This is a genomic window from Paenibacillus thiaminolyticus (assembly GCF_003591545.1).
GTDB classification, from domain to species: Bacteria; Bacillota; Bacilli; order Paenibacillales; family Paenibacillaceae; genus Paenibacillus_B; species Paenibacillus_B thiaminolyticus_A.
In genome coordinates this window covers 78,292-104,410 of the sequence record NZ_QYZD01000015.1, presented here as the reverse complement: position 1 = coordinate 104,410, position 26,119 = coordinate 78,292, and the positions used below count along the sequence as shown (strand labels likewise).

Sequence of the window (26,119 nt, the reverse complement as noted above, 5' to 3'; positions counted from 1 at the left end):
ACCGCTCTGCGAGCCGCTGCGGCTGTTACCGATCAGCCCGTTTTAGATCTGACCGCTTTCCCCTAAAAAGCAGAATTCCGGTCATACAGGATTCTGTGGAAGCATGATCGAATGGAGCAGGGATTCCGATGAACAGGTTCTGATGAAGGAGAGACAATGCGATGGTGAAGCTGAAGACGGCAGCGGAGATTGAGCAGATGAGAGGGGCGGGGCAGCTCGTCGCAGCCTGCCACCGCGAACTGGCCAAGCGCATCCGGCCCGGCGTCAGCACGCTGGAGCTGAACGATTTCGTGGAGCGCTACATTGAAAAGCAAGGCGGACAGCAATATACGAAGGGCTACAAAGGATTTCCGTATGCGACCTGCGCCTCGGTGAACGATGTCATCGCCCACGGATTTCCCAGTCCGGAGCCGCTGCGGAACGGCGATATCGTCAAGATCGACGTCGTCGCGGTGTACGACGGATGGGTGGGAGACTCCGCATGGTGCTATGCGGTCGGCGACATATCATCAGACGCGCGCCGGCTGATGCGGGTCACGAAGGAATGCCTCGATCTCGGCATTCAGCAGGCGATCCCGGGCAACCGGATTGGCGATGTCACCCATGCCATCCAGAGCCATGCCGAGGCGAACGGCTACTCGGTCGTCCGCGATCTGCTCGGGCACGGGGTCGGCCGCGCCCTGCACGAGGAGCCGAAGTTCGCCCATGTCGGCAAGCCCGGGCGAGGCTTCCGCCTGCGGGAAGGCATGGTCATCACAATCGAGCCCATGCTCAACGAAGGCACACCTGAGATGTGGATCGACGATGACGGCTGGACCGCCCGCACGTGGGACGGCGGCTTGTCGGCCCAATACGAGCACACCGTGGCCATCACGAAGCATGGCCCGATCATACTGACAGAGCAGCGCTAAGACAACCCGGCTGCTCTGTCTTTCTTTTTCCCGGCAGGCAGGCTCGCTTCTGCAGCCGAGCCTGCCGGACTTCTCCGCCTGCAGCGGCCGTGACGTGCATCGGCCGTACTCTGCTTACGCGCAGCCGCAGCAAGGATGCACGCGCGGCGCGAACGCCTCGCACGGGTACATATACCCGTACAGTCGGCCGAAGCCGCGGCGCTTCAGCAGTCGCGCCGCCTTGCGGATATGCCGCTTCCGCGCCCCGATCAGCACGACAGTATCCCCTGGGCTCAGTTCCTGCCTCCATACATAAGGCAAGCGGCCGACATACATCGACACCGCCTCCTCCATATGTCGGCAATAATAGTCAACCGGCTCGCGCACATCCACCTGCTTCACCGGGGAGTCCCCCTCGCGAAGCGCCTGCAGCTCATGCGGCTGCAAGTATCGCAGACCCTGCACCGGCCGGTGCGTCCACCCGGCATACAGAAGGCCCAATATCAATAACATGACGAGAATCCACACCGGCTTCTCCCTCCTGACATATACCCCGTACTGTATAAAAGAGAACAAAAAAATGATCAGCATACATACCCTGATGGGTATGTATTATACACAAATTCGACCGCATTGTAAATGCACCCGCTATGTCTCTCCAACCGTGGTTCCCCAGATAATGAGGCTGTCTTCCAATCTGAATGCGGATACAATACCATGCTGATAAAATATTTTCTTACGCCCGGCGCATATTAAAGAGAAAAGGAGGCATTTCTATGATCAAGCAAATCGCCACCGTCGCGATCTATGTCGAAGATCAGCAGCAAGCCAAGCGCTTCTGGACTGAACAGGTCGGCTTTACAGTGACCACGGAACATCCTATGGGTCCCAACGCCATGTGGCTGGAAGTTGCTCCGGCAGGCGGGGGAAGCCGCCTCGTCCTCTATCCGAAATCGATGATGAAGGGCTGGGAAGAACAAAAAGCCTCCATCGTGTTCGAATGTGACGACATCATGTCTACATACGCAACAATGAAGGCCAACGGAGTTGAGTTCAATGGCGAACCTAATGAGATGCAATGGGGAACCTACGCCAGCTTCTCCGACCCGGACGGCAACCAGTTTTTGCTGAAGGGCTGACAGCTCAGGTTAGGAAGAGACTGCTTCTCCCCTGTGGAGAAGTGTCTCCCTATCCAGCCAAGCCTGCAATGTCTGTTCCCCCGCTATTCGTTTCATGGAGCATGGGCAACCGCTCTCGCTAGCCTAGTTCCCCCCCCAATCATCTGCCCGCCCTATCCAACGCTAGTTTCCTATTACATTCCCCTGCTTCTATTGGTCCGGCGAAGCCGTACCGAACCGTTCCGACAGCTTGTTCATATGCGCCTCGGCAATCTCGGACAGACCGATTCCGTATTTCTCCGACAGAATCAACAGATTGGCCAAAACATCGCCCAACTCCTCAACCAGCTCCTGTCTGATCTCCGCCGAGGATAATTGCGTCTCATCCGGACGATCCCGGCCGATTTCCAGAGCACGGACCACTCTGGCCACTTCCCCGACTTCTTCCATCAAAAAACCTACTCGAATAAAAGAATTATATTGCGACCATTCCCGCTTCTTGTAAAATTCGCTTACCCATTCCTGAAATACATTCATATCCATTTCCGTCTCTTTCCTTCCTTATGTAAGATGTCTATACTAGATAGTGCGTACTATCGAATTGAAGGAGATGCCATACTAATGAAAAAAATATGTGTATTTGCCGGCTCGAACCTAGGCAACCATCCCGACTTCGCCAACCTGGCCAAAGAACTTGGCCAAGCAATGGCTGAACAGCAATTCGAGCTCGTCTACGGCGGTTCGACTGTAGGGCTCATGGGCGAAGTCGCCAACGAGATGCTCCGTCTCGGCGGCAGAGTAACCGGCGTCATGCCGCGCGGCCTGTTCCGCGGAGAGTTGATGCACAGCGGCTTGACCGAATTCATCGAAGTAGCGGACATGCATGAGCGCAAGGCGACCATGCACCGCCTGTCCGATGCATTTATCTCCTTGCCAGGCGGGCTCGGGACATTCGAAGAACTGTTCGAGGCGCTAAGCTGGGCTCAACTCGGAATCCACAAAAAGCCGATTGGTGTCCTCAACATTCAGGGCTACTTTACGCCGATGATCGAGATGATTCGCCATTCCATACAAGCCGGATTTGCCAGAGCCGAGCACGAACAGTTGCTGCTCTCCTCAACCGATCCGCGTGAACTGCTGGCCATGCTGGGAAGCTTCAAAACGCCTGAGTTCGGCAATAAATGGAATCAGCTCGACTAACCTGTTCCGCTATTGCACTATGCAAGTTCATCTGTGGAGATTTCCACATGGTCTTCCAGGCTTCTCCACAGATAGAACGTAGCATAGCTTCCCAATCGTCCCAATCGACGGCATAACGCCGTATCTCCTCCAAAATCGGCTTTCTCCCCAAGCCCAGCGCCGCTCTCCCTTGACCGTCCGTAACCAAGCAGCCGCTCTCCGAACGGTCCAGTTGCTCTCGGTATTGGCCGAAATCAAAATAATCGGGAACCTCAAGCCGAGCAACATTCCCGCTTCCTTCCTCCGCCCCATTAATAATGCTCCTTCCCTGCACCATTCCCCTCGCCCTACACGCACACTATTCTACCTAGTACTTTATCTTATTTTTCCGATAAGAACAAACGCTCGCTTTTCTCAGTTGCTCTGTTGCTTTTCTTTACTTCTTTTCTTTGCTGCTTTCACTTTGTTCCTTTCACCTTGTTGCTTTCACTTTGTTATTTTCACTTTGTTGCTTTCATTATTGCTTTCATTATTGCTTTCATTATTGCTTCATTATTGCTTTCTTTGCTGCTTTTCTTTTACAGAGCAATTTTTGCAAAACACCTCCTGTTTCTAAATTCCCAGCCAAGTATGGGGTCTTCCGTACCTTAACAGCACTCTCCCATCGAATCAGAATCCTATCCGAATATGTTTTGAGTAATTATTTGAGTAATCATTGAGTAATGATGTGACCAATGATGTGAGTAATGATGTGAGTAATGATGTGAGTAATGATGTGAGTAATGATGTGAGTAATGATTGAGTAATGTTTTGAGTACCTCCTCCTATACAGTACTATCCCTTCCCATCAGAATCGCGCCCCGAAAATGTTATCCTCCAAAAATATCTATCAATTTCCGCAATATTACATTTACACCTTGAAATAAGAACCCATGTTCGATATAATGAAATCAGAACAAATGTTCCTTGTGAAGGAGGCAGACGTTGGTGTTGGATAGTTTAGAGAACATAGCTACTCTAGAGGAATTGTACCGCCGCTTCCCGACAGAGTCCGCATGCGCTGATTACCTTGTTCAATGGAAATGGCCGCATGGCTTCTCTTGCCCGCGATGCAAGCATCACAGTGCTTATATGACGAAGACCCGCCGGCTTCCCATCTATGAATGCCGCGCTTGTCGACATCAGACCACGCCCACCGTCGGCACGGTCATGGAAGGCAGCCGCACGCCTTTGCGCAAGTGGATGGCCGCGTTCTGGTTATTTTCTCGTGCTCAGAAAGGAATCAATGCCGTTCGCCTTCGCTCCCTTATACAGGTTACATATAAGACCGCCTGGTCAATGCTTCATAAAATACGGGCGGCAATCAGTCATGCCCACGCTAAGAAGCAGCTGTCCGGCGATGTTCAGGGCATTGTCGTATTCTATGGCAGAGCCTACCGCCCATCTGTCGAACTCCATCCAGGAGAATGCGCTCTAATCGTCGCTGAATCCATCGAGCCGGAAGGAGAGCTTCCTCAGCTCAAGATGACGCTAGTTGACAGGAAGCATGTTATCGAAAAACGCCTGTACCGTTCTGGCTCCGAACAGTTTATTAACGATCATGTCGAGCCAAGTTCTGCTTCTCGCGTCTCCCTTATCGACCAGTTTTTTCGGGTACGCAGAAATAGCCCTTTATATCAGACATTCCGACAAGCATGCCGTTGGCTGAACGATACGTTTCACGGAATCGGGCCCAAGTACTTGCAGCGCTATGTAGATGAGTTTATTTTCCATAAAAACTTGGATAACACCGTTAGTCCATGGACACGGCTGCTTTCGTTATGCGCATCCATCGCTCCCCGTTCTTTCCCTGGCAATAGTCCACGTACGGGACCTAACGCATTTCAATCGAAATCACTTGCAGCTTAATCTTTTTATTGTCCGTCTATTTCGGCCCAGCTTGCACACCTAGTCACAGCTAGCTTTATGGGCTGTTAAATCTGAGCCAATGGGAGAGTGCTAATAAGGACGTAAGGACATAGGACCCTTAGCTCGTCCCGGCCTTTCATCTTAGTCACCATCCATAATTCATCTATCTTGCCCTCTCCTCAGAGAGCAACGTTCGTGCACAAATTTTCACTAGAAGTGGATACCCCAATCATCCAATCGTATACTGGTCAATTCTGCTATTTTCCCATATGATTATCCGGTAGTCAGTCTAGTAATTGAACTCGCAACGATACGGACAAAAAGAAATATCGAAGGGATGGCCAATCTGTTCCAACTTGATTCGATGAAGACAGCACTGCCTTCTATCTTGGCATGCTTCCGGCCGGAGTTATCTCAGACGAGGTTATTGAAGCATGGGAATCGCTCGGCAAAAAGGTGAAGAAGACTGGCGAGCTGGGAGAGGTCGCCGGCGATCGCCGCGCAACCGGATTATTGAATGAATACAAGGTAAGCATTCATGGCATACCAGTCGAAGACGATACCATCTCGACCGGAGGAAATTTATATATTTCGTTCCAGACTGTAGCCGATATTTTAGGGCTCAAATTGAAATATGACCAAGCTACGAATACAACCTATGTCGGGTCGATTCCGGACTCCATTTTGAACCCTCCGAAGAAAGATTCTGCCAAGAGCAAGACGGCCCAGAATAAAAAGTCAAAGATGTATGATGTGGCCGCAAGTGGAGATATGAAAGGTTGGCGCTTGCTGAAGGGCCATCCTAATGAAAAGAGTATTGCCGTTTATTACAAACAAGATGGTTCCATCTTGCAAATGGAATTCAAAGATATCCGTAAAGTCGATTTGAAGCGCAAAGTGCAGTGGTTGGATGACAATGGATTTAAGCATACCAACACAGTTGGAGAAATATACCAACTGTTCACATTAAGCAATCAGTACACGTCGAATTGGTTCACCTCTAAATTCGGCAAGCTGTATACTGACTGGATGATGGTTCAGGCCTTTCATGGCGACACACTCGTAGAAGATTATTTGAGATCGAAAGGCAAGCTGAAATAGGCAAGCGTCGTCTGTGCATCAAGATTTGTGCTATGGCGATCCGGATTGTGAGACTAACCGGTTATTTTGAGGACCCGTTCTGGGTGGGCGTAGTTGAGGAGCAATTCGGCAATCACGTGAAGGCTTGCCGCTATGTGTTTGGCACCGAGCCCAAGGATACCGAAGTGATGGAAAATTTGTGAATACCCGGATGAATCCGCTAATGGAGAAGGTTCAGTCCGGTGTTGGAACGGAGACCACCTGCAAACGTCCGGTCAATCCGAAGCGGCTTGCCAGAATCGTCGACAGAGAGATGCAGCGGCACGTAATATCGTCGCACTCTCAGGGAGCGATGAGTCTGGATCTCGAATCGAGGAAGAAAGAGCGGACGGTACGTTCCCGCGAACAGAGCGAGGCTCTCAAGGAGAAAAACGGAGCATTCGCATCCAGAAGAAAAAAGATGAACATAGAGGCAGAAGTCTCGTGCAATCTTGGAAGCCCCGAACGCGCAAGCGCAACGGGGCTTCTCTCTATTTTCGATAGCCGATACGAGAATTACAGTATCCTTCCCTGCCTGTCGAAATTCATTTCCCGGGCAATCATCCTATGTCGATTTCATCAGGCAGCAACTGTCATCCTCTATCATCCCTTATCCTTGTACTATGCGTAGCGGTAATTGGGTGAATCTTGATCTGATGCTATACGTAGAGGTCTTTGGGTGAATGTTGATCCTGATGCTATACGTAGGGGTATTTAGGTGAATGCTGATCCTGATGCTATATGTAGCGGCACTTAGGTGAATGCTGATCCAGCAGCGTTCGCAGGCCATCGAGATCCTCCAGCAGTTGCGAAGATAGCTCACCAAGCTCTCGATAGCTCTGGATGGCTTGCTCCGTCTGTCCGGCGTCGATCTGCCGTGCTGCCGTTTCCGCCAGAGAGTGCACTTGTTCATGCCGTTCAACCATCTCTCGGAACGCCGGCTGGTGATTTACCAACGACTCCGGATTGGCCTTCTGAGCTTCAATCCATTTCCCGAGCCGGCATTGATGTGAATTGCCGATAATATCAATATCGCTCTTATCGTAACCAAGCATCCGGTTATAGATCCACCATTTCCATAACAAATGGTCGGTCTTGAGAACCCGCAGAAGCTGAGAATCGTTCAAATGATGGAACCATTGCAGCGACTCTGACCGCAGTCCTTCCACTGAGCGGCTCGTATCATATACTTGTTCCCCTGTGTCTATTGCCAGCGTAACGACCTGTCGGGTCTGATCGACGATTTCCTTCATATGCTCCGTGATTTCCACCGTGGCCGCCGCTTGCTGTTCGACAATCGAGGCTATCGACTCTTCCGACATTCCCATGTCGTCGATGGCGCGCATCATTCCCTCCAACTGTTCGAATGCCCCACGGTTCTTCTCATGCTGCAGCTCCATCTTGCCGGCCATCAGGTCGGTACGTTCCTGAACGGATGTTGCCAGCTGCTGGATGTTGGCGATGACTTCATATACCTCACCTACGGAGGTCTTGGTCTGTTCCGACAGCTTCCGCACCTCGCCCGCTACGACAGCGAACCCGCGCCCTTCTTCGCCTGCCCGCGCCGCTTCAATAGAAGCGTTCAGCGCAAGCAAATGAGTGGAATCCGCAACGGAGTTGATCATATCGACGACTCCGGACAGTTTCAGCAGCGACTGCTGAAGTTCCTCGAACCGTGATTTGGTGTCGCGGAACAAGTCAGTCATTTCCTCCAATCCGTCTATCGTCTGCTCGACGATGGAACGGTTATCCTGGAGCGTGCCGAGCATTTTTTCCGTCGTGGCCGCAGCTTCGGTCGTCTGCGAGGACACTTCCTCGATAGAAGCTGTCAGTTGCTCCGCGGACTCCTGGATATGCTGGGCATCCTTCATTGAAGCTTCGGCAGACATTAATAATGTATGTATTCCGTCCATTTGAATCAGCTTCTCCATCGTCTCGCTGTTCGTATCAAGCAAACGGAACTCGTAAGCGGACTGATAGGCCTCCAGCACGATCTGGGCATCCAGCATCAAAATACGGTGCAGGGCCAGCAGCAGGTCTGATGCTTCAGCAGTTCGAAAGTCCTGCAAAATCAGTGGGACAAGGAATTCGTATATTCGTAAAAAGGAGGATACGAACCATTCCGGTGCCAATTGGATATGGCTATGCATAATGCCAATCCTCTGCCGTACCCGAATATACTCTTCATCCAGTTGAACATCCGGAATGGAATTCAGATAGATGATGAATGTCTTGGTTAAGCGTTCACGCGTGCTGTGACGCTCAATTAATTGCTTCATCTCGGGAATTTCGAATAGCAGCTTATAGTGACGATCGGTAATGGCTTTGGCATACTTTTCGAAATAAGGGATCAAACGCTTCAACAGCTTCAAGTCATGGGTCGTCATCTGCAGAAACATCAGCTTGGTTCGAAGCGAGGGAAGCGTTTCCATATGTACGGCCTCGATCTCACCTGGCATCTTCGGCTTACGGTATATCAAAATATCCTTCCTTTCTGGAACCAGTCATGATTTCTGTTTCAATAAGTTTTTTCACACTTATGTAATAATACCATATTTTTCTGTGACAATAGTCCTGAATTTTTTATCGGTTGCGGATGACAAAATCGTAAGCATGACGTAAGTCAATTCAATAGGACCCGGAACGTCCCTTCGATACAATGAACATAACATACGAGAGGACCGATAACGGAAGGAAGATGGCCAATGAGGCTAACGGACGTTTCTATATACAATACACCCTTGCTGCGGCATGCCGGCATCTTTATCTCCCTGCTTGCCCTTCTAGCCGTACTTACCGGGTGTACGGGAAAGGACAGCAGCGCACAGGCCCTTCAGGGATCATCTCCCATTCAGTATCAAGTGACCGCCGTCTGGGATGATGCCACTCATTCGCTGAAGGCGACGACGGTGCTGCATTTTCGCAATGAATTCAATCATGCCTTGAAGGAACTGGTCTTCCATTGGTATGCCGACAGCTACCGCATTCCGGACACGCAGCCCGTTCATGAACGGAAGCTCAATCAACGTCTCGCCTCCGAAGGACTACTGGGGACCGCTCTATCCGACCTGCCTGCCAGCGGCGCCGGAGTCACCACTACCGCCGTAACGCTGGAGAACGGCCAGTCTCTGGAGTACGAACATGTCAATCAGTCTCTGACTGTACAACTGAAGCAGCCCCTTGCTCCGAACGGCTCCGTTTCTCTCCGCATCCGCTACGAGATCCAGCTTCCGTACGGGGCTTGGCGGCTGGCCTACAATGAACAATTCGCTGGCGGCACCTATTGGACGCCGCAGCTTGCGGTATACAACCCGTTGCGCCATGCCTGGAACCGGGTGCCGAATTATCCCGGATACACGAGCGATTATTTTTATGCGGCCGATTACGACGTTCATCTCCAGCTGCCCGCTTCCTGGCTCGTCGTCACGACAGGGCAGCAGTTGGATCATCGCGTGCAAGACGGAGTGCAATCCACTCATATCCGCGCCAATGGCATCCGCCAGCTCGCGTTCTACGCTAGTCCGGACTACACTGAGACGAAGCGGCCGCTCCCGGAGGGGAAGTCCCTTTCGGTCTACACATTGGACGACGGGGAACAGCCGTCCGAGCAATGGCTTGACGCCGCAGCCGATGCTATCGCGTTCTACTCCGATGCGATCGGGGAGCTGCCGGGAAAGCATTGGGCGTTCGTCGAAGCTCCATATGCCGGGATGAACGACAGCCTTGATGGCATCATCCTGTTCGGCCGGGAAGAGAAGCTGAACGGTCCGCTCTCGCCCGACATGCTTCGCTTAATTGCGAAGCAGTGGTTCGGCTCCGCGATCGGCATCAACTCGCGGACCGACGGCTTCCTTGATGAGGGGATGTCCGAGTTCGCCGCACGCTTTTATCGCCATCAGCGGCTGCAGGAGCCTTGGCCATCCGCCTCAACAACCGATTACCGGGCACTCGTGCTCCCTGCTGCCCGGCTCGGGGACGACGCCGTGACCATCTACCGGGAACGGGGCGCCGAACTGCTCGCCGCCTGGACGCAGGCCGTCGGAACCGATGCCGTTCCTGTGGTATGGAAGAGCTACTACAATCGCTACCGTGGGCAATTCGCGACCATCGACGGCTTCCTTAATGTAGCAGAGGATGCGCTCGGGCAGGAGGCGCATGACCGGCTCTGGCAATTGCTGAACAATCCACCCTCATCCTAAGAAGAAAAAAGCCACCCGTGAATTAAACTGTACCCTATCGAGTAGACACTTTAAAAAAGTCTCTCGATAGGGTACTTTTGTTTATAGCAGAAAAATGGGAATGAGGAATTATAATGAGCAAGAAATTATTAACAGATGAAGAAATCAAGCTGTTATCTAACAATCCTTATGTGAAGTCCGTTTCTTCAAAGCCAATCACGTATACGGATGCGTTTAAGCAATTGTTCATCTCAGAGAATAACTAGGGCAAACTGCCGAGAGAAATATTTGAAGAATGCGGTTTTGACGTAACCATCATCGGGATCCAAAGAGTCAGATCTTCGGGAAAGAGATGGCGTGCGAGTTACCAGGAGAACGGAGTTTTAGGTCTACAGGATACAAGAAGTAGATCATTAGGAAGACCCCTTTAACGGGAGCTGTCGCTGGAAGAGAAATATGCCAGGCTGGAGGCTCAGAATGCCTTGCTAAGAGCGGAGAACGAACTTTTAAAAAAGATTCGCTTCGCGGAAAGGGGCCCGTTCCATCAAGATGACATTGGAGGGGCAGTTTAAGGTTATCTACAATTTGAAACGGATTAGGAGGATTATGAAGAAATACGGCATTGTGTGCCCTTTCAGGAAGGCCAATCCCTAAAAACGGATGATGAAGGCTACTCAAGAGCACAGGATCGTTCCTAACCTGCTGAACCGGGAGTTTAAGCAGAAGAGCCCCGGTAAGATATTACGGACGGACATCACCTATTTATTTTACGGATCAGGCAAGAAAGCCTATTTATCAACTATCAAGGACAGTTCAACCAATGAAATCTTGTCATATCATGTGTCAGACCGAATCACGATGGATCTTGCGACAGATACCCTCCTGAAGCTTAAGAAAAACCGAAGGTTTAAGAAAGCAGATGGTGCCTTCATTCATTCTGACCAGGGATCTCATTATACAAATCCGGATTTTCAAAAAATGGTTAAGAAAATGAAATTGAAACAATCCATGTCCAGGCGGGGAAACTGCTGGGATAACGCCCCTCAGGAATCCTTTTTTGGACATTTTAAAGATCAGGCCTCCATTAAACCTTGTTTGACTTTGGACGAGTTAAAACGGGAGATTAAGGACTATATGACTTATTACAACCACTACAGGTATCAATGGAATTTAAAAAAGATGACCCCTGTTCAATACTTCAATACAGAGATCATCTTCTTCAATCTGCCTAGACTTTTTTTAAATGTCCTTTACATGGGGTACAGTTTAGAATCGGGTGGCTTGCTTGTTTAACCTTTATAACGCTTAATGAATTCAACCGCTTTGCGGATGTCAGTCTCCGGAGAGTCGCCGACTTCGCGTTCGATGGTCAAATAGCCGGTATAGCCGATATCAATCAAGGCTTGGAAATAAGCATCGAAGTCTACTTTGCCTTCGCCGAGCGGTACTTCCTGGAATGGCCCATCGGTCGCCATGTCCGCAATCTTCTCATGCGACATCGGATCGAATCCGAGCATGCCGTAGACGAGGCGCGGATCGACTTCACGCAGACGGACGCCGTCCTTGACGTGCGTATGAACGATATAATCCTTCAGAAGATGAACGCCTTGCACCGGATCGTCCCCGGTCACCATCACCATGTTCGCCGGGTCGAAGTTGACGGCGACCCCTTTTCCCGACAACGTATCCAGGAACGACTTCAAATGCGCCGCCGGCTCGGGTCCGGTCTCAATCGCAAAATGCGCGCCCAGGCTGTTCGCGTACTGGCTCAGCTCTTCACAAGCCTGCTGCATCGCATAATAAATCTCGTTCTGCTCATGCGGCACGATGCCAATATGCGTCGTAACGACATTGGTTCCCATATCAAGCGCCAGATCGAGGATGCGCTTCGACTTCTCGATTTTGGCCGGATTGGCCTCCTTGTCCTGGAAGCCATGCCCGCCCAGATCGCCGACCAGCGCCGATATTTTCAAGCCGAGCGAATCGATATACTTCGCCAGTTCTTTGCGCGCATCCTTCGACAAATTCTCCGGATCCATCTCCCCGCTGACTGCATAGATTTGCACGCCATCCGCGCCTACTTCCTTCGCCTTGGCCAGCGCTTCCCGAAGTGCAAGACGGAAGCTGTCCGTAATGACACCGATTGGATTCGTTAACAATGCCATGATGAATCACTCCTTAATCAAGTTTATGATTTTATTGCGCTGCTGCGCGTGTTCAGAATTCAATTGAGCCGGCCTAGTAGCCGGTCTAGCGGTTCGGGTAACCCGTTCCCTTCCGCCGCTTCGCGGCATGCTCTTGGAAGTGGGCGACAAGCTCATCCTTCAGTTCGCCGACCATGAGCCCGCTCGCAATCTCCGCCACCGTCCAGCCCGATTCAATCGCCCATGGACCCCAGCCCATGTCGGACGGCGATCCGAATACTTCACCGAGCTCGACGTCGTACGCCCGTGCCCAGGCGCCGTCGATGTCCGGGTTCGCGCTGCTGAGCTGAGCTTGGACCATGAAGTCCGAGCTCTCCTTCCACAAGTCAAGGAACTTGCTGTCTCCTGTCACGAAGTAAGCCTGCATCCAAGCCATCGGCAGCCAGTTGTTGGAGTAGAGCAGGTCGACGACGGGATGCCCGTTCTCGGTGACGAGCGAATTGTCCCGCATCCCGTTCTCTTCCCACATCGGCGCCTTATAGCCTTCATCCCATTCCAGATAAGCACCGCTCGTATGCTTGAAGCGCTGCAAGTCTTCCGTTACCCGGTACAGCCACTCGCGATGCCGTTCATCCTGCGTCGACCAATAGAGCCAGCTCAGCGGCAGGACGAGGCGGCACAGCTCCTGCGTCTGGCTCTGCTCCCGCACCGTATCCGGGTAGACACGCATCAAGGCCTCCAGCCCTTTTCGCCCGGCATCAAGGAACAGCCGAATGCCGGTGAGCTGGTACGCGAGCAGCAGCGCCGCGTAATAATAAGCGTTGTAATGCGCGCTCGGGAAGTGGGCCGGCTCGCTGCGCATTCTATGGAGTTCCTCGGGATGGCGGTCGAATATCATATTATTCGTGCGTGACACCCGCATGCCATCCGACCCGGTCGTCTTCAGCAGGAAGTTGAGCGCCAGCAGACAGTCGTCCAGATGACGCTCGCTGCCCTCCACGAAGCACTGCCACATTTGCGGCAGGATAGCGCGCGAGACGTCATCCTGATAACAGATGCTCCACGCCTCTCCGTTAAAACGCATCATGCCGGACCAGGGGACATCCTCCTTGCACAGGAAGTACTGGAATACATAATCATGTAGACGATTGGCGATGGCAAGGCTGCGCTCATCGTTCGTCACCTTGTAATGCATGAAGTAGGCCATCGCCGTCTCGCCGATGCAATCGGCCCGCTGTTGGCGGCTCAGCCGCTGGCTGCCGTCGCCGTATATCTCGGTGCCCCAGCCTTCATGCACTCCTGTGCGACCTTCATCATACAGCACGCCCGACTGCTCGAACCAGCGGATGGCGCGTTCCGCGGCTTCTCTGTAGGAAGCGGCCCGCCTTCCGTCAAGGCCGGTGCTGACGACCGGCTTCAGCGGAGACAGAGCGGCGACCTCGACCGGGCGATCCAGCAGCCAGCCGATGACAAAGGCGACGACATGCCGGATTCGCTGCAGCGGAGAATAGCGTGCGCGCCGCCACGGGCACAGCCGGAAGCCGCAGACGAGCAGCGAATCCTGCTCGAACCAGAGCGCGCGGTCGGACACTTCCCCGAAGAAGGAATCATCCAGTTCCACGCGATCATGCGCATGCACCCGCGCATACTGCAAAATCGGCACATCATGCAGGCACGCCCCCGCGAAGGGGCGCAGCCGCAGGCCGCACTGGTCATCAAGCAGCGCGCCGAGCGGCAGGCCCGCCAGATCCGTCTCCTTGGAGCAATAGATGAGACGATGGTACCGCGTCGACTGCGGGGGCTCGCAATAGACGTGACCGATGCTGGCCACATATTCCGCGAAAATCCGCTTGCCGGCCGCAATCTGCCTCTCCAGCAGTACGCGTTGATGCGCGGGGAACAGAAGAGGAGTCTCTTCCGTTCCGCCAAGCAGCGCAATCGCCTCATACGCATCCAGCACGCCTTCCCGCACCTCATCTGGATGCAGGACGGCCACATTCGGCTCAATCAGCCGAATCGCCTGCAGCAAATCATTATCATTGCTGCGTGTTATTACAGCTAAAGCGGGGTACAAGCCGTTCATGCCGTTCTTCCTCCCTCCCGCTTCTTCGCCATAACATTAAGAGAAAACAATTTCGGTTCCCTTCGCGCTCGACTCGTAAATAGCACAAAGGATTTTCATCAGCTCCACGCCGTCTTCCACTGGACAGATCGTCTCGGTGCGACCGAGGCAGCAATCGATGAAATGATCGACTTCTTTTTGGAAGCCCCGCTCGAAATCAAAGCTGAGATGGTCGATTTGCGGCGTCATGTTCAAAATCGTATTATGCTTCTCACCCATAATGAGCAGCTTCGGTTCAACTTCCGCGCCCCCCTTGTCCCCGAACAAACGGACGCTGATCTCGTCCTGCTTCAAATGCAGCGCGAAGCTGACATCGACAGCGAGCGACGCTCCGTTCTCGAAGCGAATAAGCGCGTTGGCCATATCCTCGACCGTATTCACGTTCGCATCATAATCCGCTGCCTGGTAAAAGGACAGATTCTCGATATGGTTCCGGTTGCCGAGGCGGTTGTACGCATTGCCGCTGACCGATTTAACCTTCGGCTTGCCCATCAGATACCAGCACAGGTCGATGACATGAACGCCCAGGTCGATAAGCGGCCCGCCCCCGGAGCGCTCTACATCGCTGAACCATCCGCCCGGATTGCCCAAGCGGCGCAGACAGGATGCCTTCGCATAGTAGATTTCGCCCAGGTCGCCGGCATCGATGAATTTTTTCAGTACGCGGGTATTCATGCCGTAGCGGCGGACATAGCCTACTTGAAGCGTCTTGCCGCTTTTCTTCTGCGCTTCCTGAACCGCCAGCGCCTGCTCTACCGTCTTGCAGAGCGGCTTCTCGACGAGGACATGCTTGCCTGCTTCCAGCGCGGCAATGGCAATCTCAGCATGAGAATTGTTCCATGTGCAGATGCTGACCGCTTCTACGTCCGGATTCGCAAGCAGTTCATGATAATCCGTATAAATCTTCGCATCGGGAGCCCCGAATTGCGCCGCTTTCTCCTTCGCCCGATCCGCGTTCAGATCGCAGACCGCAATCAGCTCGGCCTCATCGTTTTTCTGATATCCTCCGAAATGCATTTCCGAAATGGAACCTGCGCCAATGACGCCTACTTTGACTTTGCTCATGATGGACTTCCCCCCATAGATTTGATAAGAAATGGTTGCTTAACTACGGTTATAAAAAAATCGTATTATGACGCGTTTACACTTCAGACCAGATGCGCCGCGCATTTTCGATTCCGATTTTCGTGCCTCTCAGGCAATCTTCCATGCCTTCAAATTCGATGCTGACATATCCATCATAGCCCGTTTCCTTCACGGCGCGGATAATATCATACATTGGCAGATCGCCTTGCCCCACGATGGCGCCGCGCAAGTAATTGCCGTGCAGCGAGCGGAACCAGCCTTCGCCCGGATTGCGGTCTGCCGGACGGATGTAGAAATCCTTCAGGTGAACCATAGAAGCCAACCCGATGTTGTTGCGGACGGCATTCAGCGAATTCTCGTCCGCGCACGTGAAGTTGCCCACGTCCATCGTCGTGCGGAAGTTCTCGCGATCGACCGCGAGCACGAGACGCTTCACCCGTTCGCTTGCCTGAATGTAGAAGCCGTGGTTCTCCACGCTTGTCGTAATACCGAAGCTTACCGCATAGTCGGCGATTTGGCGGCATGCCTCCACGAGCGCCGGGAAATCCTGCTCGAAGTAGCTGACATCGGTCTCCGGATAGGACCGCCATGCGACATCATGACGCATACGCTTCACGCCGAGACGATGAGCCACGTCCACATGCGACTTGGCGCGCGCCACTTCCTCAGCGAACGCTTCGTCGTCGAGTCCGGCGAAGTTCGCCCCGATGCAGTAATTGGACAATTCCAGCCCGATTTCCGTCGCCTTCTCGCGGATGGCATCCACTCGCTCGGGATGATTGGCCAGATCGAGATCCATATCCACGATCTCCGCATGATCGGCTCCTTGCGCCTTCATCCAGTCCAGCACGTCCAGTACCGTCATCCGTTTGTCCTGCAGCGCGGCATGCAAGCTGTAAATACTGACTCCTAATTTCACCTGGCTCACTCCATTTCGTCTTGGTTCAACCGGCTGCTTACCGTCCTGCTTCTGCAAACGGTTACACTTCCGGCCGCTCCTCTCACCTCTATTATAGGAAAGCCCGGGCAAAACACATTGAACTATAGTCCACAATTGTTGGACTTTCTTACACAAATAAACCCGGCAAGCCCAGGCTCCCAGGTAAATTGATAAATCAATACGTTCGTTGAGCAGGGTCGACGCGGCTGGGCACTGTGCAGTACAAAAATCACCAGCTCTAATCATTCCCCCTAGCCTCTTACGACCAATATCCCATCGGCGTAGGAAACGAACTGCTCGATGCCTCTTATGACCACTATCCCATCGACACAGGAAACGAACTGCTCGATGTCTCTTATGACCAGTATCCCATCGACACAGGAAACGAACTGCTCGATGCCTCTTATGACCACTATCCCATCGGCGCAGATAAAAAAATTGACCTGACTTAATGGGATAATACACATAAGGACATAAAAGGGTGTTAGACGAGCAAACGGGGAATCTGAACCGATGGGATAGTAAACATAAGAGCACGGAGACAAACCACTGCGCCGTCCTGCGTCGTTGCACCCAGCCGTTTCAACGCGAGGCGATGCCGTCTTTAAGGCTCATCCGCCTTGGCTCCAGCTTGCTCCAACAGCCGCGCAATCTCGGTGAAGCCGCGGGATTGAGCATGGCTGAGCGCGGTCACCCCGTCACGATCCGGGATGTTCACGTCCGCGCCATGCCGGATCAGCAGCTCCACCGCCTGCTGGTGCGGCTCCCTGCCGCTGCCCAGCACGACCGCCTCCATCAGGGCGGTCCAGCCAAGGTTGTTCACATGGTTCACATCCACATCCGATGACGTCAGCAAATACTCGATGACGTCGAGATGTGCATGCTCCGCCGCCGGGATGAGCGCCGTTCCGCCGAAGCGGTTCGTTCGCTTCGTGTCTGCGCCGGCTTCAATCGCCAGCTTCAAAATATCGAGCAGCCCCTCCGCGCCCGCATACAAATACGGGTTGTCCAGGTTATCTGCCTGTATATTGACATCCGCTCCCGCCTCAATCAGAATGCGAACGATCTCCGTATTTCCGCCAATCGTCGCCAGCATCGCCGGCGTGCGCCAACTGCCGTCCTGCGCATTGACACCGGCACCTTCCTTAATATATCGCCGGACATCTTCCTCCTTGCCCTTCTTCGCCGCATCAAGCAGCGCCGCATCGCGGGCCTTTGACTCCCTGCTTCCGCTGTCCTTCCCCGGTTCGGCCTGCATATGGCCGCCTGCGGAGCGATCCTCCGCAGCGCCGCAGCCCGACGCCAACACGAGCGACAGACAGAGCAGTACTGCGCGTAGCATCATGAATCCCCCTCCTCGATTAGCCAATTATCTCGCTCTACTGTATCACGTCCCCATCGATACCTAAAATATTTACATTGTTCGCGCTCCATATGATTCGGATCTGACGGGGCCCGCAGGCCCCGCCCGGCATCACTGCTCCGCCTCATGGACAATGCTCAAGCCTTCCACATGCTTGCGCTCCATCAGCTTCCGCTTTTTTCGGTTCTCCTTCGTCTCGAACACGATGTCCATATCATAATCTTGCGGATACAATTCTTTGCCTTCGATATAGAGTGACAGCCGTTTATGATTGATTTTGACCTTCTGCCGCTCAATCATCACTCCGACATTGCCACGTGCATCCGCTGCTTCATATACGATTCCGGTCCGTCCCAGATACGAGATGTAGACGCAATCTCCAATCTCCAGCGGACGGTCCTGCTTCTCTTCCTCTCCAGCCGCATTCTCCGCTGCCCCATTCTCAAGCGAAGCGGCCTCCTTATCATTATCGGACGCCTCCGAGTCAGGCATCGGCCGGCTCACCGATTCCGACAGGGAATCGCCGGATTGCAGCAATGCGGCGTCGTAACCTGCCGCCGTCCCCGCTTCCGCCTCCACGCGCAGCCCCGGCCCTTCCTCCCGGCGCGCCGCCAGTTCCTCCGCCCTGCGGATCAGTTCCGGTGTCAGCCCGAGCTTCCGCGAGATGAGGAAGGCGTAGCTGCTGCCGGCTTCTCCGATGCAGAGCCGATAGAGCGGCCGCAGCGTATCCGGATCGAACTCCATCCGCGCGTTGCGGAAGCCCGGCGTGACGCCGGCAAAATGCTTGATCTCATTGTAGTGGGTGGTCGCGATGACCATCGTCCCGCGCCGCGCCAGTTCCTCCAGCAGCGCGATCGACAGGGCAACCCCTTCTCCCGGATCGGTGCCTGAGGCCATCTCGTCGATAAGCACGAGCGTCGCCTCATCCGCAAAGGTCAGCATATCGATGACCCGCGTAATATGAGCCGAGAACGTGCTAAGCGACTGCTCCAGACTCTGCCCGTCGCCGATATCGGCCGCGATATGGCGGAATACCGGGAAGCTGCTTCCTTCTCCGGCAGGCACGAGCAAGCCGGACTGAACCATCAGGCACAGCAGCCCGACCGTCTTGAGCGTCACCGTCTTGCCGCCCGTGTTCGGCCCGGTGACGATCAAGGCCCGGTAACCCCGACCGATCTGAATATCGAGCGGCACCGTGCCGCCGCCGAGCAGCGGATGCTTCGCCTGCCGCAGATCGACGACGCCGTTCTCGTTCAACCGGACCGGCTGACCTTCGATCGATTGCGCATACTTCCCCCGCGCGAATACATAATCATACCAGCCCACCGTCTCCGCATTGCGGCGCAGTTCCTCCGCCTTCTCTTCGAGCAACTCTGTCAAATAGCTGAGAATCTTCGCCTCTTCCTTCCCTTCCTCAATACGAAGGATCCCTAGCTCCTGCTGCAGGACGGCCAGCTCTTGCGGCTCGACATAGACTGTCTGCCCGCTGGACGATTCATCAACGACGCTGCCCTTGATCTGCTTCCGATACTCCTTTTTGATCGGAAATACATAACGTCCGTTCCGCTGGCTGACGAGATTTTCCTGCATCAGCGAGCGGTACCGGTTCAACAGCGCGTCGATTTTACCGCGGATCTTGTCTTCGATGGCCGTCAATTTGCGACGGATCTTATGCAACTCCTTGCTCGCCTCATCCCGAATCCGGCCGTGCGCGAGGCAGCGGTCGATCTCGGACGCCACCCCGTCCAGCGGATGCATCGAAGCGGCATAGGCGGCAACTGTCGGAGCGATTCCCTCCTTGGTCCGCATGTAGGCGATCAACTGCGAGCAGCTGTGCAAGAACTGCCGCACATGCGCGATATCCTTCTCGGCGAACAGATACCCAGACCCAAGCAGAGACAGCACCGTGTCCATTCCTTGCAAGGAAGGGATCGGAACGCTTGCCCCCTTAGCGAGCATCCGGGTCGCCTCTTCCGTCTCCAGCAGCGCGTGCTGCACCGCTTTTGGATCGGTGAGCGGCTTCATCTCCTCAATATGCCGCTGCCCCGCATAGGAGAGGGCATACTTCATTACCTCCTGCTTCACGCGTCCGTATTCCAGGCGCTCCATCATTTTGTCGTCCATTGATCAGCACTCCTTCTCATATCTTCATCCAATACAGATGTCCGCATACGACAAAAAAAGGCAGAAGAATGCGCGCCTATCGCATCTTCTGCCTTCTGTCATAACGTGTCGCGACCCGACGCTCCCGGTCCCTCCCTGGAAGCGCAATCTCGTGCGAGGATCTGGAGTGCGTGCCATAGGCGTGCGTCTCCCCCTTCTCCTGAACACAAAAAAACCGTGCTCTAACAACAGCACGGATCGGTGTCGCCTGCAGACGTTAATCTTTGGCTTCAAATGAATATCCGCTGTTCTTAACTAATTCCGGAAGTCTGACTCGCACATGATCGAATAAACGTCCAGCAAGACGTATTTTCGAACCTATGCCAAGCTTCTTCCCTATGGAATTGATTAGTTAAGAACGACCGCCAACATTAACATCTCTCCCTGTATATGGATAATTTCATCGTAAACGATTGCATTCGCAAAGTCAAGCAAAGCATGCCTCCAAGCTCCCCAGACCCACTGGCTCCGCGCGCGTCTCCGTCCGCCTGGGGCACGGGACTGCGCCCACCCAGAGCGAGGGCCTGCGCCCACCCAGAGCGAGGGCCTGCGTCCACCCGGAGCGAGGACCTACGTCCACCCGGAGCAAGGCGTGCGTCTCGCCGCTTGACAAATAGGCGGATTCTCTACTACAGCCGCCCAGGCGCCTTCTTCTTGTATTGAGAGGGAGACAGGCCGGTATGACGCTTGAATATCCGCGAGAAATAAGCCAGATCGTTAAACCCGACGCCGAAGCAGATTTCCGTAATCGACATATCGGATTCCAGCAAGCAATCGACCGCCTTGCGCACCCTGAGATCTATCAAGTAATCATTGAATGTCTTGCCGGTAAAGCGCTTGAACAAGTAGCAAAAATACGTCTTCGACAAGCTGAACTCGCGGCACAGCCGTTCCAGCCTCAGCTCTTCCGCGTAGTGAAGATGAATATACTCGGTGACGGAGGTAATCACGTCCCGGTATTTTTCCACCCGATCGTCCTCTTCGCTTGTCTTGTCGGCCGGCTTCGTATACTCGCGGATAATAATCGCCAGCAGCCGGAGCAGATCGGCCTTCAGCACCAGCTCGTAATAACGGCGGGTATGCTGATACTCCTCCAGCATCTCCTGCAGCAGCCGCCCCACCTGGATATCGGTATCACCCGTCAAGGCCACCTTCGGCGTCGACTGCTTCTCATCCATCAGGAACTGCTCCAGATAAGAAAAGTCAACCCCCCGCTCGCCGTCGCGCTCCGCCGGATCAAGGACGAAATGCGGCAAAAATTCGCAGCCGATAATCTCAACCTCTTGCCCGGCGACCATCTCGACTCGATGGACCGCGAACGGCGGGATAATGAATAAATTCCCTTTGACCATATGATAACTGTGATGGTTGATCGTATGCTTGAACTCGCCTTTCAGCACGTACCAGATCTGAATGTAGTCATGAGTATGATCCCAGATGTTGCCGATCGACTGATCCAACCGGTACACCTTGCAAGGAAGATGGGCCTGCAGCTCCTGTTCCGAACGAAATTCGATGACGCCGCGCGCCTCAGCCTCGCTGTCATGACCGCGCCTGCCGTCATGTGACATGTACATCACCCTGTCTGTCCATTTAAGAGGTTGTTCACAAAGTCCGCTTTAGATCACGAACTCATCACGAAGAGATTTGCAGGAAGCAATCTCAGTATCGAATCTTGAGTCACGCTGATTTCTTTTGAACACGTGTTTTCTGATTGCCGATCATCTCTTATTGTACAACGCTTGAATGCGTTTGCCCATCATCGAATACAATTCATCCATTATCCGTAGAAATTATTCCCTCGCTGAAGAAATGGGAAGCTTACGAGAAGCCCCTCGGTCACCGGATGCCGGAAGCCGGTCCGGCGTGCGGCTGAGCAGATAGACGAGCGGAAGCCCGAGCAAGGTCAATCCGACGCTAATCAGGTTGATATCATTGATGCTCATCGTATATGCCGTGTCGTGCAGCTGCGACGGATCCGCGATGATACCGCGCAGGCCGGCCATATGCGCAATGGTGCGCGAAGCCAAAAGCGAAGTAAACAGACTGATGGACAACGACGCCAGCCCTTGCCGCAGCCAGCTGTTGATCGAAGAGCCGTAGCCGGACAGCTCCCGCGGAATCGCCGTCATTCCCGCATTAGTCGCCGGCGTGTTCGCCAGGGCGATGCCGACGTTGCGCACAGCCATCCAGGCCGTGATATACCAATGCGGCGAATCGAGATGCAGCCGGCTCATCGCGTAGGTGGCGACAGCCATCAGCAGAAGCCCGACGGTAATCAGGCGAACCGGACCGAAGCGGTCGTACCAGCGCCCGGTGAAGGGCATGACGAAGGCCATCAGCGCGGATGCCGGCAGCAGGACGAGACCCGCGGTCAGCGTCGAAGCGCCCTGAACCTTTTGCAGGAAGAGCGGCGTCAGCAGCGCTCCGGCATACAAGCTTATCGTGAAAATGCACACGAGCATCATGCTGACCGTATACCGTTTGTACATGAACAGCCGGAAATCGAGCAACGGCTTCTCCTGACGCAGGGAATGGCGGACAAAGAAGGCGATAATGACCGTCCCGCAGAGCAGGAGTCCCATCGTCTTCCCTGACAGCCAGCCCCAGGTCGAGCTGTTACCGAAGGCCAGCAGCAGCGCCAGACTCCCGGCGACGACGCTGACGAATCCGATCTTGTCAAAATGCCCCTGACGGTCCAGCCGGTAATACGGAATGAACCTCGCGACGGCAAGCAGCGCCACCGCCCCGATCGGCACATTGAGCCAGAACAGCCAATGCCAGTCGCCCACGTGCACGATGAAGCCGGCCAGCGTCGGCCCGACGGCCGGAGCAAGCATCGCCGACAGGCCCCACAGGCTAATAGCGGTCGCTTGCCGCTCCTTCGGAACAGCCTGGTAGACGATCGACATCGTCGTCGGCATAATGATCCCGCTGAAGGCGCCCTGCAATACGCGGAACGCGATCAGGCTCCATTCGCTCCAGGACAGAGCGCACAGAATGGAGCACAGGATGAAGCCTCCCAAGGCGATCATATAAAGCCGCTTCGTGCTGAAGCGGTTGCCGAAATAACCGACCACAGGCGCAATGACGCCCGTCGCCAGCATAAACCCGGTTAACACCCATTGAATCGTCTGGAGCTCCGCGTGAAAATGATCCATCAGCACGGGAAGCGCGATATTGATCGTGTTGGTGCTCAGTACGGCCAAAAAATTGCCAAAGAAAATGGCGAACATAATGCTCCAAAAGGAGCGGTTCGTCATCGTGTCCCCTTCTCCCATCCTTCCACAGCCTTTCTCATTTGCCTATATCGCAATAAATCACATCATGCGATAAGATTTGCAGACAGCCTATGCGCATTCATGCAGGTGCTCCCGCCATGAGTGCCTGTAGCTGTTCCTCCAAAATTGTAAAGGCGGGATAGCTATAATGTCAATATTGACATATGTAATTATTGAAAAATCCACAGCCGAACAACCGCAGAACAGGTCTGGCTTGAGTGCTTCAACCCGCCAACACGCAATAAGGCCCGCAGCCTGATCGGCGATCCGGCTGCGGGCTTCAAGCCGCGTTATGTGGCGGAGCGGGTGGAGTCGGCCTGAACGCCGTTCTTCCGAGACTTGCGCTCCGCGAGGTTCCAGCGCTTCTGCAGGACGGCGAGCAGCACATCCGCGGCGATGGCGAGCAGCGCCGCGGGAATGGCGCCCGCATAGATGCGCAGCGGGTTCTGTGAATTGATGCCGGCATAGATTTCCCGGCCCAATCCGTCCCCGCCAACGATAGGCGCAATCGTCGCGACCCCGATCGCGATGACGGCCGCGATGCGCAGTCCGGTCAGCATATAGGTCAGCGCCAGCGGGAACTGCACCTTGAACAGCAGCTGCAGCGGGCTCATGCCGACGCCGCGTCCGGCTTCGACATAGCTCGAATTGACCTGCTTCAGCCCGACGTACGTATTGCGCACGATCGGGTTGAGCGAGTACAGGAGCAGGCCGACGACGACTGTCTTCGTGCCGAGCCCGAACGCGAGCATCAGCAGCACGAGCAGAGCCAGACTCGGGATGACCTGCAGCGTGCTCGTCACCGCGAGAATGAGCTTGGACAAGCCTTTGTACCGGGCGCACAGCACGCCGAGCGGAACGCCGATGACGAAGGCAAGACCGACGCCGGTAAGCACCATGATAATATGGGTCACGAAATATTCCCATAATAAATCCGTATTGCGGCCCATATACGCGAGCAAATCCACAATTGTCCATTCATAGCTTCCCATAGGGGGCCTCCTTTCTTACTGAAGCAATCCGACTCGTTTTAAATAATTGACGGCGACTTCCCGTTCACTTTTCTTTTCGACATCCACTTCATAGTTCAAATCGATCATCGTCTTCTCGTCCAAGGTTCCCACAAGCAGGCCGAGAACCTCCTTCAATTCCGGATGCTCCGCCAGCACATCATTGCGCACCACGGTCGAAGCGTCATAAGGCGGGAAAAATTGCTTGTCATCCTGCAGCGTCTTCAATTGATAAGCTCTCAGACGCGAATCGGTGGAATAAGCAAGCACAATATCGACCTGTTTGTTCGCCACCGCCTCATAGACGAGGCTTTGCTCCATCGGGAATTCCTTCCCGAACCGGAAGCCATACTCATCCTGGAAACCCTTGTATCCGTCCAGACCCCGCTCGAGCCAGGTCGTATCGACGCCCAGCCGTAGATTACCGGCATCCTTATGCACATCGGATATTTTCTCATATCCGCGATCCTCAGCCAGATCGCCGCGTACAGTGAATGCATACGTATTCTCGAAGCCGAGCGGATCGAACCACGTAAAGTCAAAATATTGATCGAAGCCCTCCTGGGCCTGCTTCAATACCTCATCCCGCTGCTTCGTCTCGACGACCGGGAAATGGTTGTTGAAAATCTCGCCCGTATAGAGCGTGGCAATCTGCAGCTCGTTCTTCTTCATCGAGTTAATGATGATGCCGCTCGCTGCCAGGTCTGGCAGCACCTTAGCCTTCAAGTCAGTACGGTCTTCAATGAGCGCCTTGTACATTTCGGCCAATATTTTTGCCTCGGAATAGGTCTGCGCCCCGATGACAAGCCGATTGTCGAGCCCGCAGGAAGACAACAATATCGTCAACGCCAGCAGGGCGATCGCGATGCCCGCCGGCCGTGTTCGTCCAGTCATACCGAATCCTCCTCCTTCATTCACTCTAGTCCCGGACCGTACACCCCGTTACGGACGGCAAATTAAGCAGACAAACTGCTCGTCCGTCCAAAACGGCGTGTAAGTGCTTTTTCCAATAGCCCGAGAAGTCCGTCGATAACAAACGCGAGCACGATGGCTCCGACGGCTCCGGTAACGATCAGCTCCGGCTTGTTGACGCCTATGCCCGATACGATCAGCTGTCCAAGGCCCCCGGCCCCAATCAAGGCAGCGAGCGTCGCCCAACTGATAATATAGACCGTCGTCACGCGCACGCCGGACATAATATATGGCAAGGCGAGCGGAAGCTGAATGCGCACAATGCGCTGGAAAGTCCCATAGCCCATGCCACGGGCCGATTCCAGCACGCTTCGGTCCACAGACTCGAACCCATCGTATGTATTACGCAGAATCGGCATAATCGAATAGAGGAACAAAGCGAAGATCGCCGGCTTCATGCCGATGCCCATCAGCGGAATCATAATGGCCAGAAGCGCCAGACTCGGCACAGTCTGCAGCAGATTGGCAACGAAGAAGACGATGCTGTTCAGCCAGGACAAGGTGTTGTAGATAAGTGCGATGCCAAGCGGAATCGCAACGAGGCACCCGATCAGCACCGAAGCGGCCGAGATAACCATATGATCAGCCAGCGCTGTGAGGATGTCGCTTCCCCGCTCTTGCAGAAATGTCCACCATCCACCCATCG

22 protein-coding genes and 1 pseudogene are annotated in these 26,119 nt (G+C 54.1%); 9 read left to right on the top strand and 14 right to left on the bottom strand.

Annotated elements, in window-relative coordinates:
• Positions 1-161: 161 nt before the first annotated feature.
• Positions 162-911, top strand: a complete 750-nt coding sequence (gene map, locus DQX05_RS17005; RefSeq protein ID WP_119794726.1) for a type I methionyl aminopeptidase — start codon at positions 162-164, stop codon at positions 909-911.
• A gap of 114 nt (positions 912-1,025) precedes the next feature.
• On the opposite strand, the gene DQX05_RS17000 is transcribed toward map, so the two are convergent.
• Entirely contained in the window at positions 1,026-1,418 is a 393-nt protein-coding gene (locus tag DQX05_RS17000; RefSeq protein ID WP_119794725.1) for a rhodanese-like domain-containing protein, read from the bottom strand.
• Between the two features lie 248 nt (positions 1,419-1,666).
• Between DQX05_RS17000 and DQX05_RS16995 the strand changes: the two genes are divergently transcribed.
• Positions 1,667-2,029 (top strand): VOC family protein, encoded by a 363-nt coding sequence (locus DQX05_RS16995; RefSeq protein ID WP_119794724.1) that lies wholly within the window; start codon positions 1,667-1,669, stop codon positions 2,027-2,029.
• Positions 2,030-2,218: 189 nt separating this feature from the next.
• Here the strand turns inward: DQX05_RS16995 and DQX05_RS16990 are convergent, their stop codons facing one another.
• Positions 2,219-2,551, bottom strand: coding sequence for a MazG nucleotide pyrophosphohydrolase domain-containing protein (locus DQX05_RS16990; protein WP_119794723.1), 333 nt, complete (start codon positions 2,549-2,551; stop codon positions 2,219-2,221).
• Positions 2,552-2,629: 78 nt separating this feature from the next.
• Here DQX05_RS16990 and DQX05_RS16985 point away from each other — a divergent pair, with 78 nt between their 5' ends.
• From DQX05_RS16985 to DQX05_RS16965, 5 genes are all read left to right on the top strand, one after another.
• Positions 2,630-3,208: an LOG family protein gene (locus DQX05_RS16985; RefSeq protein WP_119794722.1), complete on the top strand. Its 579-nt coding sequence runs from the start codon at positions 2,630-2,632 to the stop codon at positions 3,206-3,208.
• A 969-nt stretch (positions 3,209-4,177) separates the two neighbouring features.
• Positions 4,178-5,095, top strand: a complete 918-nt coding sequence (locus DQX05_RS16975) for a transposase (protein WP_119794763.1) — start codon at positions 4,178-4,180, stop codon at positions 5,093-5,095.
• 456 nt (positions 5,096-5,551) lie between these two features.
• Entirely contained in the window at positions 5,552-6,196 is a 645-nt protein-coding gene (locus tag DQX05_RS16970; protein ID WP_147385198.1) for a hypothetical protein, read from the top strand.
• Positions 6,197-6,228: 32 nt separating this feature from the next.
• The gene (locus DQX05_RS32200; protein WP_259392069.1) at positions 6,229-6,378 is read left to right on the top strand and encodes a YjdF family protein; all 150 of its coding nucleotides are present in this window, start codon (positions 6,229-6,231) and stop codon (positions 6,376-6,378) included.
• Positions 6,379-6,398: 20 nt separating this feature from the next.
• Positions 6,399-6,845: a DUF2992 family protein gene (locus DQX05_RS16965; protein ID WP_259392068.1), complete on the top strand. Its 447-nt coding sequence runs from the start codon at positions 6,399-6,401 to the stop codon at positions 6,843-6,845.
• Between the two features lie 106 nt (positions 6,846-6,951).
• Here the strand turns inward: DQX05_RS16965 and DQX05_RS16960 are convergent, their stop codons facing one another.
• Complete coding sequence (locus DQX05_RS16960; RefSeq protein ID WP_119794719.1) at positions 6,952-8,694, bottom strand: protoglobin domain-containing protein; 1,743 nt, start codon at positions 8,692-8,694, stop codon at positions 6,952-6,954.
• Between the two features lie 225 nt (positions 8,695-8,919).
• Between DQX05_RS16960 and DQX05_RS16955 the strand changes: the two genes are divergently transcribed.
• Together DQX05_RS16955 and DQX05_RS16950 are read left to right on the top strand one after the other, a co-directional pair.
• Positions 8,920-10,413: a gluzincin family metallopeptidase gene (locus DQX05_RS16955; RefSeq protein WP_119794718.1), complete on the top strand. Its 1,494-nt coding sequence runs from the start codon at positions 8,920-8,922 to the stop codon at positions 10,411-10,413.
• 113 nt (positions 10,414-10,526) lie between these two features.
• Positions 10,527-11,595, top strand: a pseudogene (locus DQX05_RS16950) (IS3 family transposase); the annotation flags it as partial.
• 86 nt (positions 11,596-11,681) lie between these two features.
• Here the strand turns inward: DQX05_RS16950 and DQX05_RS16945 are convergent.
• The 11 genes from DQX05_RS16945 to DQX05_RS16895 form a co-directional block, all read right to left on the bottom strand.
• The gene (locus DQX05_RS16945; protein ID WP_182914793.1) at positions 11,682-12,557 is read right to left on the bottom strand and encodes a sugar phosphate isomerase/epimerase family protein; all 876 of its coding nucleotides are present in this window, start codon (positions 12,555-12,557) and stop codon (positions 11,682-11,684) included.
• An 85-nt stretch (positions 12,558-12,642) separates the two neighbouring features.
• The gene (locus tag DQX05_RS16940; RefSeq protein ID WP_119794716.1) at positions 12,643-14,619 is read right to left on the bottom strand and encodes a hypothetical protein; all 1,977 of its coding nucleotides are present in this window, start codon (positions 14,617-14,619) and stop codon (positions 12,643-12,645) included.
• A gap of 36 nt (positions 14,620-14,655) precedes the next feature.
• Complete coding sequence (locus DQX05_RS16935; RefSeq protein WP_119794715.1) at positions 14,656-15,723, bottom strand: Gfo/Idh/MocA family protein; 1,068 nt, start codon at positions 15,721-15,723, stop codon at positions 14,656-14,658.
• Between the two features lie 76 nt (positions 15,724-15,799).
• Positions 15,800-16,663, bottom strand: coding sequence for a sugar phosphate isomerase/epimerase family protein (locus DQX05_RS16930; RefSeq protein WP_182914792.1), 864 nt, complete (start codon positions 16,661-16,663; stop codon positions 15,800-15,802).
• A 625-nt stretch (positions 16,664-17,288) separates the two neighbouring features.
• Positions 17,289-18,029: an ankyrin repeat domain-containing protein gene (locus DQX05_RS16925; RefSeq protein WP_119794713.1), complete on the bottom strand. Its 741-nt coding sequence runs from the start codon at positions 18,027-18,029 to the stop codon at positions 17,289-17,291.
• A 129-nt stretch (positions 18,030-18,158) separates the two neighbouring features.
• A complete protein-coding gene (locus DQX05_RS16920; protein WP_119794712.1) occupies positions 18,159-20,171 on the bottom strand; it encodes an endonuclease MutS2 in 2,013 nt (670 codons plus the stop codon).
• Positions 20,172-20,839: 668 nt separating this feature from the next.
• Positions 20,840-21,781 carry an AraC family transcriptional regulator gene (locus DQX05_RS16915; RefSeq protein WP_119794711.1) on the bottom strand — a complete coding sequence of 314 codons (942 nt, stop codon included), beginning with the start codon at positions 21,779-21,781 and terminating at the stop codon, positions 20,840-20,842.
• A 222-nt stretch (positions 21,782-22,003) separates the two neighbouring features.
• On the bottom strand, positions 22,004-23,473 hold the full coding sequence (locus DQX05_RS16910) for an MDR family MFS transporter (protein WP_119794710.1): 1,470 nt from the start codon (positions 23,471-23,473) through the stop codon (positions 22,004-22,006).
• Between the two features lie 308 nt (positions 23,474-23,781).
• A complete protein-coding gene (locus DQX05_RS16905; protein ID WP_119794709.1) occupies positions 23,782-24,483 on the bottom strand; it encodes an ABC transporter permease in 702 nt (233 codons plus the stop codon).
• A 15-nt stretch (positions 24,484-24,498) separates the two neighbouring features.
• Positions 24,499-25,395: a glycine betaine ABC transporter substrate-binding protein gene (locus tag DQX05_RS16900; RefSeq protein ID WP_119794708.1), complete on the bottom strand. Its 897-nt coding sequence runs from the start codon at positions 25,393-25,395 to the stop codon at positions 24,499-24,501.
• A gap of 62 nt (positions 25,396-25,457) precedes the next feature.
• On the bottom strand, positions 25,458-26,117 hold the full coding sequence (locus DQX05_RS16895) for an ABC transporter permease (protein WP_119794707.1): 660 nt from the start codon (positions 26,115-26,117) through the stop codon (positions 25,458-25,460).
• Positions 26,118-26,119 lie beyond the last annotated feature (2 nt).

Coding starts and splice junctions, on each gene's coding strand:
- map (WP_119794726.1), top strand. CDS start 162: ATGGTGAAGCTGAAGACGGCAGCGGAGATTGAGCAGATGAGAGGGGCG.
- DQX05_RS16995 (WP_119794724.1), top strand. CDS start 1,667: ATGATCAAGCAAATCGCCACCGTCGCGATCTATGTCGAAGATCAGCAG.
- DQX05_RS16990 (WP_119794723.1), bottom strand. CDS start 2,551: ATGGATATGAATGTATTTCAGGAATGGGTAAGCGAATTTTACAAGAAG.
- DQX05_RS16985 (WP_119794722.1), top strand. CDS start 2,630: ATGAAAAAAATATGTGTATTTGCCGGCTCGAACCTAGGCAACCATCCC.
- DQX05_RS32200 (WP_259392069.1), top strand. CDS start 6,229: ATGGCGATCCGGATTGTGAGACTAACCGGTTATTTTGAGGACCCGTTC.
- DQX05_RS16965 (WP_259392068.1), top strand. CDS start 6,399: ATGGAGAAGGTTCAGTCCGGTGTTGGAACGGAGACCACCTGCAAACGT.
- DQX05_RS16955 (WP_119794718.1), top strand. CDS start 8,920: ATGAGGCTAACGGACGTTTCTATATACAATACACCCTTGCTGCGGCAT.
- DQX05_RS16945 (WP_182914793.1), bottom strand. CDS start 12,557: ATGGCATTGTTAACGAATCCAATCGGTGTCATTACGGACAGCTTCCGT.
- DQX05_RS16940 (WP_119794716.1), bottom strand. CDS start 14,619: ATGAACGGCTTGTACCCCGCTTTAGCTGTAATAACACGCAGCAATGAT.
- DQX05_RS16935 (WP_119794715.1), bottom strand. CDS start 15,723: ATGAGCAAAGTCAAAGTAGGCGTCATTGGCGCAGGTTCCATTTCGGAA.
- DQX05_RS16925 (WP_119794713.1), bottom strand. CDS start 18,029: ATGATGCTACGCGCAGTACTGCTCTGTCTGTCGCTCGTGTTGGCGTCG.
- DQX05_RS16920 (WP_119794712.1), bottom strand. CDS start 20,171: ATGGACGACAAAATGATGGAGCGCCTGGAATACGGACGCGTGAAGCAG.
- DQX05_RS16915 (WP_119794711.1), bottom strand. CDS start 21,781: ATGTCACATGACGGCAGGCGCGGTCATGACAGCGAGGCTGAGGCGCGC.
- DQX05_RS16910 (WP_119794710.1), bottom strand. CDS start 23,473: ATGACGAACCGCTCCTTTTGGAGCATTATGTTCGCCATTTTCTTTGGC.
- DQX05_RS16905 (WP_119794709.1), bottom strand. CDS start 24,483: ATGGGAAGCTATGAATGGACAATTGTGGATTTGCTCGCGTATATGGGC.
- DQX05_RS16900 (WP_119794708.1), bottom strand. CDS start 25,395: ATGACTGGACGAACACGGCCGGCGGGCATCGCGATCGCCCTGCTGGCG.
- DQX05_RS16895 (WP_119794707.1), bottom strand. CDS start 26,117: ATGGGTGGATGGTGGACATTTCTGCAAGAGCGGGGAAGCGACATCCTC.